General features: G+C 60.7%; 21 protein-coding genes and 1 tRNA gene. 15 read left to right on the top strand and 7 right to left on the bottom strand.

Annotation, left to right across the window (positions count from 1 at the left end; translation table 11 throughout):
• Nucleotides 1-47: 47 nt before the first annotated feature.
• The 3 genes from pstB (at nt 48) to AB4N48_RS11450 (ending at nt 2,242) form a co-directional block, all read left to right on the top strand.
• Nucleotides 48-809, top strand: a complete 762-nt coding sequence (pstB, locus tag AB4N48_RS11460) for a phosphate ABC transporter ATP-binding protein PstB (protein ID WP_016774591.1) — start codon at nt 48-50, stop codon at nt 807-809.
• Nucleotides 810-902: 93 nt separating this feature from the next.
• Nucleotides 903-1,601: a hypothetical protein gene (locus AB4N48_RS11455; protein ID WP_071172327.1), complete on the top strand. Its 699-nt coding sequence runs from the start codon at nt 903-905 to the stop codon at nt 1,599-1,601.
• Complete coding sequence (locus AB4N48_RS11450; protein WP_315435017.1) at nt 1,601-2,242, top strand: hypothetical protein; 642 nt, start codon at nt 1,601-1,603, stop codon at nt 2,240-2,242. Before AB4N48_RS11455 ends, AB4N48_RS11450 begins: the two co-directional genes overlap by 1 nt.
• Before the next feature lie 151 nt (nt 2,243-2,393).
• Here AB4N48_RS11450 and AB4N48_RS11445 read toward each other — a convergent pair.
• Nucleotides 2,394-2,481 (bottom strand) — tRNA-Ser (locus AB4N48_RS11445).
• Nucleotides 2,482-2,604: 123 nt separating this feature from the next.
• On the opposite strand from AB4N48_RS11445, the gene AB4N48_RS11440 reads away from it, so the two are divergent.
• On the top strand, nt 2,605-3,276 hold the full coding sequence (locus AB4N48_RS11440) for a Bax inhibitor-1/YccA family protein (RefSeq protein WP_008006561.1): 672 nt from the start codon (nt 2,605-2,607) through the stop codon (nt 3,274-3,276).
• 65 nt (nt 3,277-3,341) lie between these two features.
• Here AB4N48_RS11440 and AB4N48_RS11435 read toward each other — a convergent pair whose 3' ends face one another.
• Nucleotides 3,342-3,671, bottom strand: a complete 330-nt coding sequence (locus AB4N48_RS11435) for a YceK/YidQ family lipoprotein (protein ID WP_130910296.1) — start codon at nt 3,669-3,671, stop codon at nt 3,342-3,344.
• A gap of 58 nt (nt 3,672-3,729) precedes the next feature.
• Nucleotides 3,730-4,167 (bottom strand): Lrp/AsnC family transcriptional regulator, encoded by a 438-nt coding sequence (locus tag AB4N48_RS11430; RefSeq protein WP_095179888.1) that lies wholly within the window; start codon nt 4,165-4,167, stop codon nt 3,730-3,732.
• 147 nt (nt 4,168-4,314) lie between these two features.
• Between AB4N48_RS11430 and AB4N48_RS11425 the strand changes: the two genes are divergently transcribed.
• Nucleotides 4,315-5,208 carry a DMT family transporter gene (locus AB4N48_RS11425; RefSeq protein WP_056785729.1) on the top strand — a complete coding sequence of 298 codons (894 nt, stop codon included), beginning with the start codon at nt 4,315-4,317 and terminating at the stop codon, nt 5,206-5,208.
• A 3-nt stretch (nt 5,209-5,211) separates the two neighbouring features.
• Here AB4N48_RS11425 and AB4N48_RS11420 read toward each other — a convergent pair whose 3' ends face one another.
• From AB4N48_RS11420 to AB4N48_RS11405, 4 genes are all read right to left on the bottom strand, one after another.
• Complete coding sequence (locus AB4N48_RS11420) at nt 5,212-6,252, bottom strand: FUSC family protein (protein WP_056785732.1); 1,041 nt, start codon at nt 6,250-6,252, stop codon at nt 5,212-5,214.
• Nucleotides 6,253-6,309: 57 nt separating this feature from the next.
• Entirely contained in the window at nt 6,310-7,269 is a 960-nt protein-coding gene (locus AB4N48_RS11415; protein WP_016774598.1) for an HlyD family secretion protein, read from the bottom strand.
• 2 nt (nt 7,270-7,271) lie between these two features.
• A complete protein-coding gene (locus AB4N48_RS11410) occupies nt 7,272-7,628 on the bottom strand; it encodes a DUF3302 domain-containing protein (protein ID WP_016774599.1) in 357 nt (118 codons plus the stop codon).
• Between the two features lie 102 nt (nt 7,629-7,730).
• Entirely contained in the window at nt 7,731-9,353 is a 1,623-nt protein-coding gene (locus tag AB4N48_RS11405; RefSeq protein ID WP_460095453.1) for an NADP-dependent glyceraldehyde-3-phosphate dehydrogenase, read from the bottom strand.
• A gap of 506 nt (nt 9,354-9,859) precedes the next feature.
• On the opposite strand from AB4N48_RS11405, the gene AB4N48_RS11400 reads away from it, so the two are divergent.
• From AB4N48_RS11400 to AB4N48_RS11355, 10 genes are all read left to right on the top strand, one after another.
• Entirely contained in the window at nt 9,860-10,471 is a 612-nt protein-coding gene (locus AB4N48_RS11400; protein ID WP_095179898.1) for a transposase, read from the top strand.
• Between the two features lie 96 nt (nt 10,472-10,567).
• The gene (locus tag AB4N48_RS11395) at nt 10,568-12,124 is read left to right on the top strand and encodes a ShlB/FhaC/HecB family hemolysin secretion/activation protein (RefSeq protein WP_460095559.1); all 1,557 of its coding nucleotides are present in this window, start codon (nt 10,568-10,570) and stop codon (nt 12,122-12,124) included.
• Between the two features lie 12 nt (nt 12,125-12,136).
• Entirely contained in the window at nt 12,137-13,936 is a 1,800-nt protein-coding gene (locus tag AB4N48_RS11390; RefSeq protein ID WP_460095452.1) for a DUF2341 domain-containing protein, read from the top strand.
• An 11-nt stretch (nt 13,937-13,947) separates the two neighbouring features.
• Nucleotides 13,948-14,373: an ExbD/TolR family protein gene (locus AB4N48_RS11385; protein WP_003201710.1), complete on the top strand. Its 426-nt coding sequence runs from the start codon at nt 13,948-13,950 to the stop codon at nt 14,371-14,373.
• Nucleotides 14,374-14,376: 3 nt separating this feature from the next.
• Nucleotides 14,377-15,081 (top strand): energy transducer TonB family protein, encoded by a 705-nt coding sequence (locus AB4N48_RS11380; protein WP_122692655.1) that lies wholly within the window; start codon nt 14,377-14,379, stop codon nt 15,079-15,081.
• Between the two features lie 39 nt (nt 15,082-15,120).
• On the top strand, nt 15,121-16,818 hold the full coding sequence (locus AB4N48_RS11375; protein WP_310219922.1) for a putative porin: 1,698 nt from the start codon (nt 15,121-15,123) through the stop codon (nt 16,816-16,818).
• Between the two features lie 17 nt (nt 16,819-16,835).
• The gene (locus tag AB4N48_RS11370; protein WP_056785753.1) at nt 16,836-17,465 is read left to right on the top strand and encodes a hypothetical protein; all 630 of its coding nucleotides are present in this window, start codon (nt 16,836-16,838) and stop codon (nt 17,463-17,465) included.
• A 17-nt stretch (nt 17,466-17,482) separates the two neighbouring features.
• On the top strand, nt 17,483-17,953 hold the full coding sequence (locus AB4N48_RS11365; RefSeq protein WP_305383042.1) for a YbjN domain-containing protein: 471 nt from the start codon (nt 17,483-17,485) through the stop codon (nt 17,951-17,953).
• Nucleotides 17,950-18,891 carry a peptidylprolyl isomerase gene (locus AB4N48_RS11360; protein ID WP_305383043.1) on the top strand — a complete coding sequence of 314 codons (942 nt, stop codon included), beginning with the start codon at nt 17,950-17,952 and terminating at the stop codon, nt 18,889-18,891. The genes AB4N48_RS11365 and AB4N48_RS11360 overlap by 4 nt, the downstream gene beginning before the upstream one ends.
• Nucleotides 18,892-19,036: 145 nt before the next feature.
• Nucleotides 19,037-20,017 (top strand): LysR family transcriptional regulator, encoded by a 981-nt coding sequence (locus tag AB4N48_RS11355; protein WP_056785761.1) that lies wholly within the window; start codon nt 19,037-19,039, stop codon nt 20,015-20,017.
• Nucleotides 20,018-20,155: the final 138 nt, after the last annotated feature.

The following is a 20,155-nucleotide window of genomic DNA, read 5'->3' as shown; positions in this document are numbered from 1 at the left end:
CCACTGCGCAAATAGCCGCTCCGTTTGTCACCCAGGCGCCTGTAGTCATGGACTGCAAACTGGACAAGATTTTCTACGGCAACTTCATGGCAGTACGTGACAGCCACGTGCCCATCGAGAAAAACAAGATCACCGGATTCATCGGTCCCTCGGGCTGCGGCAAAAGCACCGTGCTGCGCAGTCTCAACCGGATGAACGATCTGGTGAAGGGCTTTCGTTTCGAGGGCCATGTGCATTTCCTCGGGCAGGACGTCTACGGCAAGGGTGTCGACCCGGTGGTCGTGCGCCGCTACATCGGCATGGTGTTTCAACAGCCTAACCCGTTCTCGATGAGCATCTTCGACAACGTCGCGTTTGGTCTTCGCCTCAATCGCTACAAGGGCGATATCGGCGACCGTGTCAAGCATGCGCTGCAAGGCGCCGCGCTGTGGGACGAAGTCAAGGACAAGCTCAAGGTCAGCGGCCTGTCGCTCTCCGGTGGCCAGCAACAACGTCTGTGTATCGCCCGGGCAATCGCCACCGAGCCGGAAGTCCTGCTGCTGGATGAGCCTTGTTCGGCACTGGACCCGATCGCCACCCGACGCGTCGAAGAATTGATGGTCGAGTTGAAGAAGGACTACACCATCGCACTGGTCACTCACAACATGCAGCAAGCCATCCGTGTTGCTGACACCACAGCGTTTTTCTCGGTGGATATTTCCCAGGGCACGCGCACGGGCTATCTGGTCGAGATGGGGCCGACGGCGCAGATCTTCGACAACCCGCGTGAACAGATGACCGGCGATTACATCAGCGGCAAGTTCAGCTAAGTCACAGCACCGGTCACGGCCGCCTACCTGCACAAGCCAAATGGATTTGGCGGGCACCGGCGGACATTTACCAAGCGTTTCCAAGGAGCTCCAATGCCTGCCACGCATCGCCTTGATTTGCCTGCGATTGAACGCGCACTGCGTAACGTGCAGAGCCGTTTCGCCGAGCTCAGCCGGCACTTCACCGAGCCCCGAGACCCGTTCACTGACGAAGTCCTGAACAATGTGCTTGAAGGTTATGCGTTGGTTGACGAATATGTTGCCCGCGGCGTCGACCTGTTCGATCTGCAGCAACTGAACCTGATGCTGGAGATCAATGCCACAGTGCTTTGTGGCCGGGATCCGGCGCGCCGGCTGGAATACGCCCAGCATCTGGCAGCCACTGAGGCGCACTTCTTCAACAATGTTGAGGGAGGCATCAAGGACTTGTACAACTGGTATTGCGCTTATCGCAGTGAATCGGTCTGGAAGCGTGCAGCGGGTGTCTATGTGCGCATTCTGAGCAAGCCGCAGCTGTTTATCGAAGGCAATAACCGTAGTGGCTCGCTCATTGTCAGCTACCTGCTCATGCGGGCGGGGCTGCCTCCATTCGTGTTGACGCTGGAAAACGCCGAGGGCTACTTCAACCCGTCCTCGGTCATCCGCAACTCCGCCAAGCATGGCGTCAAAGCGTTGTACGAATTGCCCAAGATCAAGAAAAAATATGCAGCATTCTTAGAAGAACAGGCGCCCGATCCAATGAAGTTCTTTCTCAAAGGCAAGCCTTTGCCTCTCTCTCAAGGTGGCCATTGATGAACTGGGCACCAGCATTTGCCAGATTGAGAACCTTCGGCAGCCGGGCAGGGCAGGCTATCCGCTGCGCTTTGCCGCAGTTGTTCGAACGTCAGCGCATACGAATTTCGTTCGATATCGATGACACGCTCGCTTGCCAGCTCCACCACTGCGCAGTGGAGAAGAGTCGACTACCGGCCTGTATTCATCGCTGGCTGGGTGAACCGTTGCGGATGGGCACACGATCGCTGATCCGAGAGCTGCGTCGCCAGGATTGCAGTGTCTGGGTCTACACCTCATCCGGGCGCACGCCGTCCTATATCAGGCGCTGGTTGGCGCTGTACGGTATCCGCGTCGATGGCGTGGTCAACAGCGTGCTGCACAACCGTGCGCTGACGGCGCACGGGATGTCGAATGCGCCTTCCAAGTATCCGCCAGCGTTCGATATCGACTTGCATGTCGATGATTCGGAGGGCGTGCAGATTGAAGGCAAGGATCATGGCTTCCGGGTGGTCGTGGTGCATCCCGAGGATGATCGCTGGGCGCAGAAAGTGCTGGATTCGGTGGCCAAGGTCCAGGCGCAGCTCGCCTGGCAGCAAATGTTCAGACCTCAGGCGCCGGTGCAACAGCGTGCGGAGGCTGTCTTTGAGTCGCTTGGCTGAGCGGGTACGCATTGGCTATTCGGGCAGCAGCGCCTCAGGTGTACGAGGCACTGCTGTGAAATGACTCAACAGATGCGCAAACGATGCTGCGCAAACATATCTCGCAGAAACGACAAAGCCCTGAATAATCAGGGCTTTGTCGTATCAAATATGGCGGAGGCGATGGGATTCGAACTCATGGACCTGTTACAGTCGACGGTTTTCAAGACCGTTGCCTTAAACCACTCGGCCACACCTCCGGTTGCGTTGCGGGCGCCATAATACCTGAATGAAACACACTGTCAAACTCTCTGCATGGCTTGTTACAGAGCGTCTGTTATGATCTTTGCGACTGAACGTTTCAAACCAACAGGAGTGTCGCCATGCGCGAACAGGATTACGCAGTTAATAACAGCGTGCAGGCTGAGCAGCTAGAGGTTAGCCGCGTCCTGCGCAACACTTATGGTCTCTTGGCTCTGACTCTCGCATTCAGCGGCGTGATGGCCTTCGTAGCCCAGCAGATGCGTGTCGGCTACCCGAACATTTTCGTGGTGCTGATCGGCTTCTACGGGCTGTTCTTCCTCACCAACAAACTCCGTGATTCCGCGTGGGGCCTGGTATCCGCCTTCGCGTTGACCGGTTTCATGGGTTTCCTGCTCGGCCCGATCCTCAACCGTTACCTGGGCATGCAGGGCGGCGCTGAAGTGGTCAGCTCGGCTTTCGCCATGACCGCACTGGTGTTCGGTGGTCTGTCGGCCTACGTGCTGATCACCCGCAAGGACATGAGCTTCCTCGGTGGCTTCATCACCGCCGGTTTCTTTGTCCTGCTGGGCGCTACGCTGGCGAGCTTCTTCTTCCAGATCAGCGGCCTGCAACTGGCGATCAGCGCCGGCTTCGTGCTGTTCTCGTCGGTCTGCATTCTGTTCCAGACCAGCGCGATCATCCACGGCGGCGAGCGCAACTACATCATGGCGACCATCAGCCTGTATGTATCGATCTACAACCTGTTCGTCAGCCTGCTGCAACTGTTCGGCATCATGAGCCGCGACGACTGATCGTAATGGCTGCAATAAAAAACCCGCTTCGGCGGGTTTTTTATCGTCTGGACAAAGGTGTCTGCTCAGTTGATGACGATGCTGCCGTCCACTTGCTGACGGTAGATCGTGTAGGGCAGCAGCAAGGTGTCGAGCGCGCCGGAGACCACGGCGTCTACCAGCACCACCGGAATCGCCGCGTTGCGGTGATCATCGGGATCGATGCCTGAGGCCAGCGGAGCGTTCAGCGTGCAGAAGTCATAAGCGAGGCCGCTGTAGATTCTCGGTACCGCGCCGCAATAACTTTTCTGCTGCTTGAGTCCGTCAACAGCAGCCTGATCGTTGCGCGCCACCGTTTGAATCGTGCCACAACCGCCGAGCAGCATGCCGGCCAGCAGTATTGCCTGAATTTTCATAGCGCCATTCCTTAGCCGCAAAAAACCCCAATCTACCCTGATCATTGGTAAAAGACACCTACGCCATCGGTGGCAGTCGCCGCTTGACCGGGGTCTTCTTGACGATCGCGGTGTTGGTTTCGGCCAACGTATTCAGTCGGTCGAGCAGGGTATCGAGCTGCTCCATCGAGCGCACGTGCAGGCGGGCAATAAAGCAGTCGTCGCCGGTGACCTTGTCGCACTCGGTGAACTCCGGGATCGACATGATCTGCCGCTCAACCTCCTGCAGTTGCCCTGGCAGCGGCCGCACACGGACGATCGCCTGCAACTGATAGCCGAAGCATCTCGGATCGATCTCTACCGTGTAGCCCTTGAGCACGCCACGTTCTTCCAGCCGCCGCAACCGCTCGGCTACGCTGGGCGATGACAGGCCGCTGATCTGCGCCAGCGCTTTGAGCGAGCGACGCGAGTCTTCCATCAGCGCGCTGATAAGGATCTGATCGATATCGTCAGTCACATTCAAACTCCGGATTAGGCGAAGGGCGCAAATCACCCTCGATAAAAAAGGCGAAAACCAAGTTTAGCCTGCTTTATGCGCTGGAGCAGCCCGAGGTGCGCTTGGCATACTTTTGCCACGCTTCGCTCACAGCCTCAGGAGAAGATGATGGACAACGCAATTCGCCGCGGTTCGCTGGAAATGACCGCCGCCATGCTCATATCCGGAACGATCGGCTGGTTTGTGCTGGTGTCCGGGCAACCGGTGCTCGACGTGGTGTTCTGGCGCTGCGTGTTCGGCGCCGGCACCTTGCTGTTGGTCTGCGCCGCGTTCGGCTTCCTGCGTCCGGGGATGCTGACCCGCACAACGTTTCTGCTGGCGGTGCTCAGTGGAATGGCGATTGTCGGCAATTGGGTGCTGCTGTTCGCATCCTATTCCCGCGCCTCGATTGCCATTGGTACGGCGGTCTATAACGTGCAGCCGTTCATGCTGGTCGGCCTGGCGGCGTTGTTCCTCGGCGAGAAAATTACCCTGCAGAAGCTGTTCTGGCTGGCGATTTCGTTCATGGGCATGCTGGCGATCGTCAGCGCCCATGGCACGCAAGGCGAGGAGGGTAACGATTACTTGATGGGAATTGCCCTGGCGTTGGGCGCGGCGTTTCTCTACGCGATTGCCGCCCTGATCATCAAGCGCCTGACCGGCACGCCGCCACATCTGATCGCGCTGATTCAAGTCTGCACCGGGGTGTTGTTGCTCGCGCCTTTTGCGCATTTCGATGCGTTGCCGCAAGGCGTCGATGCCTGGGCCAGTCTGCTGACTCTCGGGATCGTGCACACCGGTCTGATGTACGTTTTGCTGTACGGCGCGATTCAAAAATTGCCGACGGCATTGACCGGCGCGCTGTCCTTTATATATCCGATCGCGGCGATTTTCGTTGACTGGTTCGCCTTCGGCCATCGCCTCGAATTGCTGCAATGGATAGGCGTCGCAGCGATCCTGCTCGCCGCCGCCGGCATGCAACAAGGTTGGGGCTGGAAAGCCCGGCGGCTGGCGGCGCAATAAGAATCAGATGTTCCAGCGCGGTGCGGTGGCTGCCAAGCGTTGGCGCATCTCGCTGATATTGGCAGCGAGTTGTCGGGTCAGCATACGGTAGCCGTCGAGCGTATTGGCGACTGGCGCATCAAGGTCCGCTGCTGGCAGCTCCATCGGCCGCTCCAGCCGTTGCGAGGCACCGGTCTTCAAGGCGCGAGCCATCCCGATCAGTTGCACGCGAATCTGCCGGTGTTCGGCCTTCAGTGCCGTTTGCAGATGTGCCGTGGCCTGCGGGTCGCTGGCACTGGGACGGATATTACCGAGGATCTCCAGCGTGCTGATGCACATGCGCAGGTTGCGCTGAATCGCGTCGAGCTCGGTCATGGAGATTTTCACTTCCTTGGACACCGACGGCATCAGCGAACGTAATTGCACCATCACCGCGCCGAGCTTGCTCATCAGCCGCACGTGTTCGTCGGCGCTGACCGCTTCACCGTTGATGATGCGTCCGTACACCGTAGCGCAATCGCGCAAGGCATCGGCGAGGTTGTAACGCCACGAGTAGACCGCGTACAGCGGCAGGGCGAAGGAAAACGCCAGGGCGAGGGCGATGCCGATCAGGATGTCGACGCCGCGCCACAGTCCATCGGTGATCGGGTTGTCGCCATGCCCGGCGACGATGAACACGGTGATGGCCGAGAGCAGGGCGGTGTAGCCGCCCTTGCCAATCGCGTGATAGGAGAAAAAACCACAGACCACGGCCATGGAAAAGTAGGTCAGCCACGGCATGCCCAGCCACGCATGTTGCGCCACCAGTGCCAACCCGACTCCTGCACCGATCAAGGTACCGATGGCGCGCTCGGCGGCTTTTTTGCCGATGTTGCCGTGGTGCTGCAAACCGCCGATCACCACCAGCATGGTCACCGATGCCCATTCGCCGTGGGGCAGATTGATGCCAGTGGTCAGCAGAATCGTCGCCAACAATCCCAAGGCCACCCGCACGGAATGGATCAGTCGGGCGTGACGGTAGCGCCGATACGGGTCCAGTAACGGACGCAGGATACGGCGCAACAGCGGTGGCAGGCGGTGGGTGCTGTAAGTAGTCAGTGCGAACCTCGTGAGTCAGTCAAATCAATGGAAGGGGAAAATGTAATTCATCCAGGCGGACATGCGCAGCAGGATTTTGCGCATCGCGCCGATGTGGTGAAAGTGCTGACTGTAAAGCGCCGCTTGCCCGTAGGCGCCGCCCGGCATGAGCGCGCTGTATTCGGCAAACGCTGGGTCAGTGATTTCAATGATCACCGGCACCCGTCCGGCCGGTGGCGAGCCGGTGTAGCTGATCAGGGTACCGGAAGGTTGCACCTGGCCCTCGGCGATCACCCCGATCACACTTTTCACCCGACCGGCGAAGACCTTGCCGGGAATGCCATCGAAGGCGACTTCGGCCTCGTCGCCCACGGTCAGACGCAATAGGCTGTTCTGGCGCATCCAGGCGGCGAAGTACTGACCTTCCTGCGGAATAAACACCATTGACGGGCGCAGCGGCAGCTTGCTCGCCATCATCCCCGGTCGCAGCGAAACGTGGGTGACGAAGCCTTTGCTCGGTGCTCGAACCACGGTGTTGTCCAGCTCGAACTGCGCATTGTCCAGTTGCGCCTGCAGATCGTCGGTGCGGGCGATGGCCGCGTCCAGTTCACGCTGGGTGCCGAAGTTGCGGCGGATCAGTTCGGTGATGCGGTAGCGGTCGCCTTTGGCTGCAACCAGTTGCGCCTTGAGCGATTTCAGGCGGTTCTGGAAAGGGGTGGGATCGATGCGAAACAGCACGTCGCCTTTTTCCAGGGGTTCGTTGCCCTTTACCGGTACGTCGATCACCTGGCCACTGATGATCGGAATAACCGGCACCGAGACGAAGTAGGAGCGCGCCACCTCAGAATAGGGATGGTTGTAGTTCATGGTGAAAATCAGCGCGCCGATGATCAGCACGCCACCCAGGACAGCGGTGGGCACCGTCCATTTGTTCAGCGGAATGCGGAAGATCTTGAAAATCGCGACGCAGAGCGCGGCATACGTGAGGATGAGCAACAGATCCATGCTCAGATCCCCCGGCTGTCAGATTGAGGCGCAACCGGCGACTGCGCTTCGAGCCGCTCGATTCTGGCTTGCAGCTCGACGACCTGCTGCTCCAGTTGATTGACGTGATTCTGAATGGGTTTGCCATCGCCGAACCCCCAACCACGATCCTCGCGATAGGCCATCGCCCAGATCCACAGAAACGGCCACAGCGCATGCAGGGTAAACAGGCTGACCCAGCCCGTGGCATGGATCGCGTCCTGATGCGGGTGGTTGCGGTGGACGGCGATCTCGTACGGAATGTCATGCAGCACGATGATCCCGTAAAACAGCACGAGACCGACAAAAACCAACAGACCCAATGCGAAGTAATCGAGCATGGTCAGCCTCCCGGGCATCCAGCAATGCTGGGCTCAGTGTAGTCACTGAATTGCCGGGTAGCTGACGGATCGGCAGGATCATTCAATCCTGCCGATCCCCCGTCAAAAGATGTAATCGGTGGTCAGGAAGCTCGAATCACGCCCGCGAATGATCTCGCTGATCAGGTCCTTATTGCTCTCCTGGAATTTGGTCGCCACCAGGGTGCGGATTGAAAACACTCGCAATGCATCGTGAACCGACAGCGTGCCTTCGGCAGAGTTTTTGCGGCCATTGAACGGGTAAGTGTCCGGGCCGCGCTGGCACTGGGCGTTGAGGTTGATCCGCCCGACCTGGTTGGCGAAAGTGTCGACCAGCCGCCCAACCGCCACCGGGTTGGTGCCGAAGATGCTCAACTGCTGGCCGAAATCCGATTCCAGTACGTAGTCGATCACGGTATCGAGGTGGCGGTACGGCACGATGGGCACGACCGGGCCGAACTGTTCTTCCTGATAAACGCGCATCTGCGGATTCACCGGATACAGCACTGCCGGGTAGAAGAACGAGGCGTGGGACTCGCCACCATTCGGGTTGACCACCTGGGCGCCTTTGCTTTGCGCATCCGCGACCAGACCGTGCAGATAGTCGACTTTGCCCGACTCCGGCAGCGGCGTCAGCGCCACGCCGCTGTCCCACGGCATACCCGGTTTGAGCGTGGCCAGTCTGGCGTTGAATTTCTCGATGAAGCTGTCGACCACGTCTTCATGTACGAAGAGGATTTTCAGTGCGGTGCAGCGCTGACCATTGAACGACAGCGAGCCGGTGACCGCTTCGCTGACGGCGTTGTCGAGATCGACTTCGGGCAAAACGATTCCCGGGTTCTTTGCATCCAGACCGAGAGCGGCGCGCAAGCGGTGTGGTTTCGGGTGCAGCTTCTTCAGGTCGCTGGCAGCCTTGTTGGTGCCGATGAAGGCGAAGATGTCGATCTTGCCGCTGGCCATCAGAGCGCTGACGGTCTCGCGGCCGCTGCCGTAGATGACGTTGATCACGCCGCTCGGGAAGCTGTCGCGGAAGGCTTCGAGCAACGGCCGAATCAGCAGCACGCCGAGCTTGGCCGGTTTGAACACCACGGTGTTACCCATGATCAGCGCCGGAATCAGCGTGGTGAAGGTTTCGTTCAGCGGGTAGTTGTAAGGCCCCATGCACAAGGCGACGCCGAGCGGCACGCGGCGAATCTGGCCGAGGGTGTCCTGCTCCAGCTCAAAGCGGCTGGAACGGCGGTCGAGTTCTTTCAGGGCATTGATGGTGTCGACGATGTAATCGCAGGTGCGATCGAACTCTTTTTCCGAGTCCTTGAGGTTCTTGCCGATCTCCCACATCAGCAGCTTGACCACCGCCTCGCGCTGCTCGCGCATGCGGCCGAGGAATGCTTCGACGTGCTGGATGCGTTCGGCCACGCGCATGGTTGGCCACAGGCCTTGGCCGCGATCGTAAGCGCGAACGGCAGCGTCGAGAGCGGTGAGCGCGGTGTCGGCATCCAGCAGCGGCGTGCTGCCGAGGATCACCTGTTCTTCACCGTTTGCGCTTTTCAGATAAACCGGGCTGCGCACCTGCGCGAGTGGGCCGTCCCAGAGGCGCAATTGACCATCGACCAGATATTCACGCTGCTCGACCTGAGCGTCGAGGCGATATTTTTCCGGGATGTCGCTGACCGAAGGGAACAGGTTGCCAAGGATGTTTGCTGTCATGTCACTACCCTGTGTTGAAGTCGGCGTGCCGATTGAAAGTCTTGTGAAGGTTATACGCCTGAACGGGCCGGGATTTAACCCCGTGAATGTCACGCGAATGTCACGCAACGGTGCAACCACAGTCCACCCTGTGGGAGCGAGCCTGCTCGCGAAGGCGGCGGCACATCCAACATCCTCATTGCCTGACACAGCGCTTTCGCGAGCAGGCTCGCTCCCACAGGTTCATGTGCACAACCAGGAGGGCCTGCCACACACAATTCCCGTGTAGGAGTGAGCCTGCTCGCGATCGCTGTGTATCAGTCACAGAGAAGTTGGCTGACCTGACGCCATCGCGAGCAGGCTCACTCCTACAGGGCATCGGCACCACCGATGCCATCTTCGGTAATGAAGCTTTTATGACAAAAGTTCGGTAGCACATAGCCATTCCGGTCATGCCTGTGTAACGCGCTTGAGGGGCCTTTCGGGGCGCACTTTGCAAGCCGGGGCGGGACGCCGGGAGTGAGGCAATGGGGACTATGGAACGCTATTCGAAAGTGGGCATGCAGGAGCTCGATCAACGCCTGTCGAAGATCGTCGAAGCCGCGCGCAAGAAGCCGGTTTCGGTGTATCGCTACGGCGCGCCGTGGGTCTGGATCGTCTCGCAGGATGACTGGCAGGGCGCTTTGAAAGAAGTGTCCAGCTACATTCCGCCGGGCCATTCGCTGGTGTTGCTGCGCCCGCAGATCGACGATCTGCTCGACGCCCACCAGGACCTGCTGCGCGACCTCAACGCCGCGCCCGGCATGCTCATTCCCGCGCAGACGGTGATGCACATCCTGCTCCTGCAATTGCTGTATTCGGTGCCCAGCGAACAGCAGCTCTATGAACAGCTCAATTACAACCTGCTGTTCCGCTGGTTCGTCGGTCTTGGCCTGAACCAGAAGGTCTGGAGTTTCACCGCCCTCAGCCGTGACATCGCCACGCTGCTCAACGAGCCGCGCGCGGTGCTGCTGATTCAGAAAATCATCGGCGAAGTGTTCTGCGGTGCCTTGCTGCAAATGCCCGAGTTCTCGCTGAACTTTGCGCTGTTGCACACCTGGCTGGGCAAGCACGCCTGCGCCACAACGATCAGCAATTGACGCAGCACACCGGGCGCTAACGCCCACAGGTCATCGCGAATTTCAGGGGGTAATGTGGAACGGATTTTCACGTCACGGCTGGCGCTGTGGGGCTGGCTGCTGCTGACGGCGGGCGCGCAGCCAGCGCTGGCCGAGGAGGGCACAGAAGCGCCCGCCGCGCAGCGACTGGTCGACGTCAACGAATACTTCGTGCGCGGCAACACCGTGCTTGATGCGCGGGCGATCGAAGAAGCGGTGTACCCGTTTCTCGGCCCGCAGAAAGCCTTGAGCGACATCGAAGGCGCCCGCGATGCGTTGCAGAAGGCCTACCAGGAACGCGGCTATCAATCGGTGTTTGTCGAGCTGCCAGAGCAGGCCGTGGCCGATGGCATCGTCTATCTGCAAGTCAGCGAAACCAAGGTCGGCCGGGTGCGCGTGGTCGGCGCCAAACACTATTCGCCGCTGGACATTCGCGACAACGTCCCGGCGCTGAAAGAAGGCGAGGTGCCGGACTTCGCCAAAGTCCAGGGCGAACTCGCGCAACTTAACAAGACTCCCGGTCGCCAGGTCATGCCGCTGGTGCGCGAAGGGCAGCGCCCCGGCACCATGGATGTCGATTTGCAGGTCGAAGACCAGAACCCGTGGACGGCCAGCGTCGGCCTCAATAACGACTACAGCGCCGACACCGAAAAGCTGCGCAGCGTCGCCAGTCTCGGTTACAACAACCTTTGGCAGCTCGGTCACAGCGTCAACCTGACGTTCTTCACCGCGCCGCAGGAAACCGACAACGCCAAGGTCTGGTCCGGGTCCTACACCGCGCCGCTGAGCGAGCGCTGGAGCGTGCAATTCTCCGGTTACCAGTCCGACAGCAACGTCGCCACCATCGGCGGCAGCAACGTGCTCGGCAAGGGTCACAGCTACGGCGTCGCGGCGATCTATACGCTGCCCTCGAGCGGCAACTGGTCGAACTCACTGTCGGCCGGCATCGACTTCAAGGACTTCGACGAGCGCCTGAGCCTGTCCGGCGAAAGCGACAAGGTACCGCTCAAATATGCGCCGTTCACCTTCGCCTACAACGGCTATCGCTACAGCGAAAAGAGCCAGCTCGGTCTCGGTCTGAGCCTGGTTGCCGCCACCCGCAGCGTGTTCGGCTACGGCAGCGACGACGAAGACTTCGACTACAAACGCTATCGCGCCAAACCGGGTTTCGCCGTGCTCAAGGGCGACACCAACTACACCTTGACCTTCGACAGCGACTGGCAGAGCGCAAGCAAAGCCGCATTCCAACTCGCCTCGGGGCCGCTGGTTTCCAACGAACAATTCTCCGCCGGCGGTGCCACTTCGGTGCGCGGCTATCTCGCGGCTGAACGTACCGCCGATGACGGCTACTTGCTCAGCCAGGAATTGCGCACACCGTCGCTGGCGAAATTCGCTGGCACGTGGATGCAGGACTGGCGCTTCTATGCCTTCGCCGAGGGTGCGCAACTGTACCTGCGCGACGAACTGCCGGATCAGGATGCCAATTACGCCCTGGCCAGCGTCGGCCTCGGCACCCGCGCCAGCCTCAGTAAATGGCTGTCCGGCAGCCTCGACTGGGGCTACCCGCTACTCGAAGGGCCGAACACCTCAAAGCAGGAATCGCGCCTGCACTTCAACCTTCAAGCCACTTTCTAACGGAGCACGTCCATGCAACGCCTCTTCCTTTCGTTGTTGATCTGCCTGGGCTTCGTGCTCCCGGCCACGGCTCAGGCCTGGTGGCAGGACGACTGGCATTACCGCAAACAGATCGCCGTCGACACCACACCGCAGGGCGCGGCGATCAATCAGGCCCTTGGCCGCACCGCGCTGCTGGTGCGCCTGCACACCGGCAACTTCACCTTCGACGGCGTGAAAGAGGACGGCTCCGATCTGCGCTTCGTCGCTGCCGACGACAAGACCGTGCTCAACCACCAGATCGAAAGTTTCGACGCGCTGATGGGCATGGCGCTGATCTGGGTCGATGTGCCGAATGTCGAGGGTGGCCAGCGTCAGGACATCTGGATGTATTACGGCAACCAGAAAGCCCCGGCTACCGGCAACGGCCAACTGACTTTCGATCCGAATTACACCGCGCTGTATCACTTCGACGGCGCCACCGGCACCCCGGCGAAAGACACCACGGCGTACGGCAACACCGCGCAAAGCGCGACCGGCACAGCGATCAATGGCGTCGTCGGCCGTGCGTTGCAGTTCAGCGGTCAACCGTTGCTGCTGCCGGCCAGTCCTTCACTGCAACACAACGCCGGCAGCGCGTTCACTTTCAGCGCCTGGCTGCGTCTGGATCAGGCGAGTGGCGAGCAACTGATTCTCGCTCGACGCGAAGGCTCGCAGAGCCTGCTGATCGGCGTTAGCCAAGGCCTGCCGTTCGTGGAAATCGACGGCCAGCGCGCCGCTGCCACCCAAGCGCTGGCGCCGGCGCAATGGCAACACCTCGCACTAACCGCCGAGGGCTCGAAAGTCACCCTGTACATCAACGGTCGCGAAAGTGCTGCGTTGGCCCAGGCGATGCCGGCATTCAACTCGGTCATGGCCATTGGCGCTGACCCGCAGGAAGGCGCGTTCCAGCCATTCACTGGCGCTATTGATGAGCTGCGCCTGTCGAAGGTCGCCCGTCCTGCTGCGCTGTTGCTGGCCGATGCCACCTCGCAAGGCGCCGAGTCGAAACTGGTCGCTTACGGCGTCGATGAAGAACAATCCGGCTTCGGTTTCGGCAGCCTCGGCTTCCTCCTCAACGCGGTGCCGATCGACGCTTGGGTGATCATCGCCGTGCTGGTGCTGATGATGTTCCAGTCGTGGATCATCATGCTGCGCAAGAACCGCAGCCTCAGCCGCGTGACTGCGGCGAACGAAGACTTTCGCGTGCAATTCGCCAAGGTCGGCACGCGTCTGGAAATGTTCGCCGACGACGCGCAACTGGCTCAGCGTCTGCAGCATTCGTCGCTGTGGCGCCTCTATCTGGTGGCGGTCAAAGAGATCCGCACCCGCCGCGAGCAGGGCGCCGATACCTCGTCGGTTTCCGCCGCGACCATCGAAGCCATTCGCTGCTCGATGGACGGTGTGCGCACCCGCGAGAACCAGCAACTGAGTTCGAAACTCTCGACCCTGTCCAACGCCATCGCCGGCGGTCCGTATATCGGCCTGCTAGGCACGGTGCTGGGGATCATGGTGGTGTTCCTCGGCACGGCAATGGCCGGCGACGTGAATATTAATGCCATCGCGCCGGGCATGGCCGCAGCACTGCTCGCCACAGCGATGGGCCTGTTCGTCGCGATCCCGGCGCTGTTTGGCTACAACCGCCTGATCACCCGCAACAAGGAAGTCAGCGCCGACATGCGCGTGTTCGTCGACGAGTTCATCACTCGTCTGGCGGAGATGCATGGCGAGAGCCAGTTCAGTGAGGCGTCGCACCAGCGCGGCCATCACGCCAACCACTCCGTACCGGCCTGAGGAGTACTGCCATGGCGTCCGTAAATGCCTCCCACGACGATGATGACGATGCCGCAGTCGACAGCATCAACATCACCCCACTGGTCGATGTGCTGATGGTGGTGCTGGTGATGTTCATCCTCACTGCCACCGCGCAGGTTTCCGGGATCCAGATCAACCTGCCCAAGGCCAGCGCTTCGGTGTCGCTGTCGGAGGCCAAGACCAAGGCGATCTCGGTCAACGACGGCGGCCAGGTGTTTCTCGATGCCTATCCCGTGACGTTGGCGGAGCTGGAAGAACGCCTGCGCATCGAGAAAGCGCAGAGCCCGGATTTTCCGGTGATCGTGCGTGGCGATGCGACGGTGCAGTACCAGAAAGTCATCGAAGTGCTGGACCTGCTGCGCCGGCTCGAACTGTCCCAGGTCGGTCTCGTCACCGGCAAACCGAGTCAGGGCTGAGTCATGACCGCACAACTCCCGATCGAACCGCCGCCCGTGAAAAAGTCGCCGTTGCGTTATGTGAAGTGGGGCGCCGGATTGCTGGTCGGCGCACTCGCCGCGTGGTTCCTCTGGCAGTGGGCCAACGACATGGCCGGCGTGCGTCGCGAAGCGCCGAAGGTGCCGACGATCATTCCGTTGCCGCCACCGCCACCACCGCCGCCGGAGAAACCGCCAGAGCCGGAAACGCCGGTGGAAGAAAAAGTCGTCGAGCCCGAGCCAACGCCGGAGCCGGAGGAGGTCAAGCCTGAAGAAGAAGCACCGCCATCGCCGGCGGACGACCTGGCCAACCCGATGCAAATGGACGGCGACGCGCAGGCCGGCAGCGACGCTTTCAACATCGGCGCGGGCAAGGGCGGCGGCATGGCCGGTGCCGGCGGCGGGCGTTTGGGTACGGGCACGTACAGCCAGTTTCTCGCGTTCACCTTCCAGCGTTTGCTGCGCGAGAACCCCGAGCTGCGCAACCTCGCGTTCTCGCTACAGGCCGATGTATGGCTGAGCAGCGTCGGCGAGATCACCCGTGTCGAGCTGATCAAGTCCAGTGGCAACCCGCAAATCGATACCCAGGTGCTGGCCGCTTTACGCGGTGCGCCAGCCCTCAGCGAACGGCCTCCGGCCTCCATTACTTTGCCCGTGCGCCTGTCCCTGCAAGGGCGGCGTCCGGGTTAATTCACTTATTCAAGCTTTGGCAAAAGGAGTTGTGTGCAGATGATTTCCAACGTGAATCGATTGTCCCTGGCGGTCGGCATGGTCATTGCGACCCTGGTCGGTCAGGCCGTGGCAGCGCCTGCGCCTTCGGAGAACGCCACGATCAATCTGATCCGCTTGCTGGTCGAGCAGGGCATTCTCAAACAGGACAAGGCCGACGCGCTGATCGCCCAGGCCCAGAACGAAGCGGCGCAGGCCAAACAGGCTGCCGCGTCCACTGCCGTAGCGGCTGGACCGGTCGCCGCGCCGGGGGATGTGCGCGTGCAGTACGTGCCGGCAGCGGTGCGCGACCAGATCCGTGATCAGGTCAAAGCCGAGGTCATGGCCACCGCCAAACAGGAAAACTGGGCAGCGCCGAATACCTTTCCGGACTGGGCCTCGCGCATCAGTTTCGATGGTGACATTCGTCTGCGTGACGAATCGCGTTACTACTCGGGCAACAACAGCAACGAAATCGTCGACTTCGCCAAGCTCAACAACAATGGCCCGTACGACGTGAATCCCAACAGCAGCACCAGCCTGCCGCCGTTGCTCAACACCCGCGAAGACCGCGAAAATCTCTTTCGCCTGCGCGCACGCCTGGGCATGAAAGCGCTGATCTCGGAAGAGTGGACCGCCGGCATTCGCATCGGCACCGGTTCGGACAACAACCCGGTATCGACCACGCAGAACCTCGGTGGCGGCTTCGCCAAGAAGGACATCTGGCTCGATCAGGGTTACCTGAGCTGGAAGCCAACGGACGAACTGACCCTGACCGGCGGGCGCTTCGCCAACCCGTTCATGTCCACCGACATGCTCTATTCCAACGACCTGAATTTCGACGGTGTGGCAGCGATCTTCGACCACAAGCTCAACCGCGATTGGGGGGTGTTCGGCACCGTCGGCGCATTCCCGGTGGACTACACCAACGACACCTCCAGCAGCAACGGTTTCGACAAGGAAGAGAGCGACAACAAGTGGCTGTACGGCGCGCAGCTCGGCGCGAAATGGGCGATCAATAGCAACAACCGCCTCAAAGGCGCGCTGGCCTATTACCGCTTCGATGACATACAGGGCCAGCGCTCCAGCCCCTGCGAACCGTGGGCCGGCGCGCCGGGTTGCGACAGCGACGGCACCCGCGCGGCGTTCATGCAGAAGGGCAACAGCGTGTTCCTGCTGCGTGACATCACGCCGAACCCGCTCAACCCGAGCGCTACACCGCAGCCGCAATTCGTCGGGCTTGCGTCCGAGTTCAACCTGCTCGATCTCAACGTCGTGTGGGACGCCGACCTGCCGCAGGACTTCAAACTGCGTAGCCAGGGCAACTACATCCACAACCTCAGCTACGACGAAGGCGACATGCGCAAGCGCTCCGCCGGGCAGATCGTCAACAACCTCGACAGCAACGGCGAGATCGAAAGCGGCGCCAATGCATGGATGGTGCAGTTCACCCTCGGCAACGCACTGGACCTCAAACGCAAGGGCGACTGGAACCTGTTCGCCGGCTACAAGTACATCCAGCCGGACGCCTTGCCCGACGGCTTCAACGACTCGTCGTTCCACCTCGGCGGCACCAACGCCAAGGGCTATTTCATGGGCGGCAACTACGGCCTGGCGAAGAACGTTTCCGCCACGGGTCGCTGGATGAGCACCGAAGCGGTGTACGGCGCGCCGTTCGACATCGACGTCTTGCAGCTTGAGATCAACACGCGCTTCTAAGGCGCCGGGAGAGCTTTATGAACACGCGTTTTCTCGCGCTGGGCCTGGGTTTGTTGATTGCCACCGGGGCGAGCGCCGAAGGCATGGAAGAACGCTTGCGCACGCAATTGCGCAGCACCACCCAGCAATTGCAGGCCCTGCAAAGCCAACAGGCCCAGGCCAGCGCCGCGCAACTGGCGGCGCAGAACGAAGCCAAGGCAGCGCAAGCGCAAATCAAGCAATTGACCGCCGAACTGGCCAAGGCCAAAGGCCTCGCCGAGCAACTCGCCGGGCAGCAACAGAGCCTGCACAGCCAGGCGCAGGCGCAAGTCGCGGCCAGTGCCGAGCAGACCGGCAAGTTCAAGAAAGCCTACGACGAGTTGCTGGTCCTCGCTCGCGGCAAGGAAGCCGAACGCTCGAAGCTGCAAGCGCAACTGGCGGAACGTGACACACAAGTGCAGCAATGTTCAGCCAAGAATCAGCAAATGTACGGCGTCGCCAAACAGATCCTCACGGCCTACGAAAACATCGACGTCGCCGAAGTGATGAAGATCCGCCAGCCCTTCGCCGGCAGCGCCCGGGTCAAGTTCGATGAACTGGCCCAGGGCTTCGGCGACGAGCTGTACAAAACCCAATTCGACGCGCCGCAAGCGGCGATCGCTCACTGATAGCAAGGAAGAAAGCCATGACTCAATTGATCACCCACGTTTCTCCGCAATCGCTGACCGACGTCCTCCAGGCCGCCGGTTACCGCGTCAACCAGAGTGAACAGAACGGCATCGTCCAGTTGCTCAGCGCCAGTCAGGGTATCGGCTACGCCGTGCGTTTCGGCAACCCTGCGGTGGAGCAGGGCAGCTTTGTTGATTTCACCTTCAGCTGTGCGCTGCGCGTGCAGGGTGAGTTGCCTGAGGGAGTTGCAGAGCAGTGGAATGCTACTCGACGTTTTGCACGGTTGTCGTTGCAGGGTGAGTTTCTGGTCATGGAGATGGACGTGGTCGTAGCTGCAGGCGTGAGCAACGAGCACCTGCGCGGCAACCTGGAGTTGTGGGATCGCCTGTTGCAGGAATTCATCGTTTACCTGCGCGACTTCAGTCAGGCCACTGGTGTGCAAACCGCCAAACCCGCTGTCGCCGAACAACAGGAAGTCGCGCTGTGAAAAAGCCTGCCATGGTGATCGGCGCCGGAGCGCTGGCGTTGTTGGTGGTGGCCGTGGCGCTGGTGCTGCGACCGGGCAGTGATCCGGTCGCCGCTCAGCAGCCCTCGCCGGTAATGGCGGTTGCAGCCGGGCCAGCGGTGGCGCGGTTGGGCAATCAGCAGGTTTCGCCAGAGGAATTGCAGGCGCTGCTGGCCACTGTCCCGGCGCAAACCCGCGAGCAATTGCGCGGTAACCGTGAGGCGCTGGAGCGCTGGATTCGTGCGCGGCTGGCGGAAAAAGCCGTGCTTGAACAGGCCGATGCGCAGGGTTGGGCGCAGCGGCCGGACGTTGCCCGGCAGACTCGCGCAGCGACTGAGCAAATCGTGTTTCGTGATTATTTGCGCTCGGTGAGTCAGGTGCCGGCGGAGTATCCGAGCGCGGCTGAGTTGCAGCAGGCGTATGACGCGGGGAAGACCAATTGGCAGACGCCGGCGCTGTATCGGGTCAGTCAGATTTTCCTTGCTGTCAGCGATTCCGCTTCGTTGGAAACCGTGCGCAAACAAGCCGCTGAATTGAGCAAGAAGGCGCAGACAGCACCGGGCGATTTTGCGGCGCTCGCTACGCAACATTCGCAGGATCGCGTCACGGCAGAGCGGGGCGGTGATACCGGCCTGCAACCGTTGCAACAGCTGGTGCCGGAAGTGCGTGGCGCCGTGGCGCGGCTCAAGGTGGGCGCCGTGTCTGATCCGGTGCAAAGCGCCGCCGGTTTCCACGTGATCAAGCTCACCGAACAACAACCGGCCCGCACCGCGACGCTGGAGGAACTGCGCGACCAACTGACCCAGGCCCTGCGCGCACAACGCCAGGAACAGATCGCCCAGGCTTACCTGGACGGCATGCTCAACACCGCGACGCTGAGCATTGACGGTGCCGAACTGAACAAAGTGATAGGTAACTGACACACGGTGTTTCTGTAGGAGCTGTCGAGTGAAACGAGGCTGCGATCTGTTGATTTTGCTTTTAAAGATCAAAAGATCGCAGCGTGCCGCAGCTCCTACAAAGATTTGCGTAACGACACCACATTAGATCGACAGGGAGTCATCAATGTCATTCACCGAACCCGCAGGACGCCCGGGCACCGTTGATTATCAATCGCCGCAATCCCGCTCCGAGCCCTGGCTAAACCAGGCCGCGACCATCGACAGCGAAGTCGCCCAATACTTCCTGGTCAGTGCTCGCTGCGGCTGCTTCATGCAAGCCGCGCGCAGCCTCAACGTGCGCTCAACTGTATTGCGCAAACAACTCGCGCAACTCGAACAGCAACTGCAACGCAGCCTGTTCAGCTTCCAGGGCAGCGCCCTCAGCCTGACCCGCGAAGGCCAACAGTTGCAGGCCCGACTCATCACCCTGGCCCACGAACGCAAACTCCCGGTCATCGAACAGCCACTGATCCGCCTCGCCGTCGCCGCATCCATCCTCCACGACATCCTTGGCCGCGACCTCATCGCACTGCTGCGGCGCAATGCCAGTCTGCGTCTGGAAATTATCGCGCTGGATAGCGAACTGGCATTGCGTGCGGTCAGCGCCGACATTGTCCTGTGGCTTGCTCCAGGCGAATGCCCAAATCCCGGCCCGACCTTTTCCACCAGCGAACCGCAACACCTCGCGCGGATCGAGTATCTGCCGCACATTGCCAAGCGCTATTCGCGGGTGACAGCTAGACCGGAAACGCCGGAAGATCTGGCTGATTTCATGTTGGTGCAATGGCAGCATGACCGACAGGTTGAGAGCTTTCGGCCGTGGAATGAATTGGTGGAGGAGAGGTTGGCTGGAGTGGTGCAGATGCAGTCCTATGAATTGATGCTGGAGATGATTCGCTGCAGCGCGTGCATCGGGTTGCTGCCGGCATACATGAGCCGCTTCGACCGTGGCCTCATCGCACTGCCCGGATTATTCGCCGAACCGATGCAGCTACACGCGTGGCTCGCCGTCAACACCGACTCGCAAAACTCCCCCGAAATCAAAGCCCTCACCGACCTCATCCAGCAAACCTTCAACGAACGCCACGAATGGTTCCAGCCTTAACCCGACCCCCTGTAGGAGTGAGCCTGCTCGCGAAAGCAATCCGCCAGTCGAAGCCTCAGTGACTGACCCACCGCCTTCGCGAGCAGGCTCGCTCCCACAGGAATCTTCATTGCTTACGCGTTGATCGTTCCCACGCTC

It is taken from the genome of Pseudomonas sp. S2_C11, assembly GCF_054668395.1.
The sequence above is the reverse complement of the archived record's forward strand: the minus strand, read 5'-3'. Positions and strand labels throughout refer to the sequence as shown.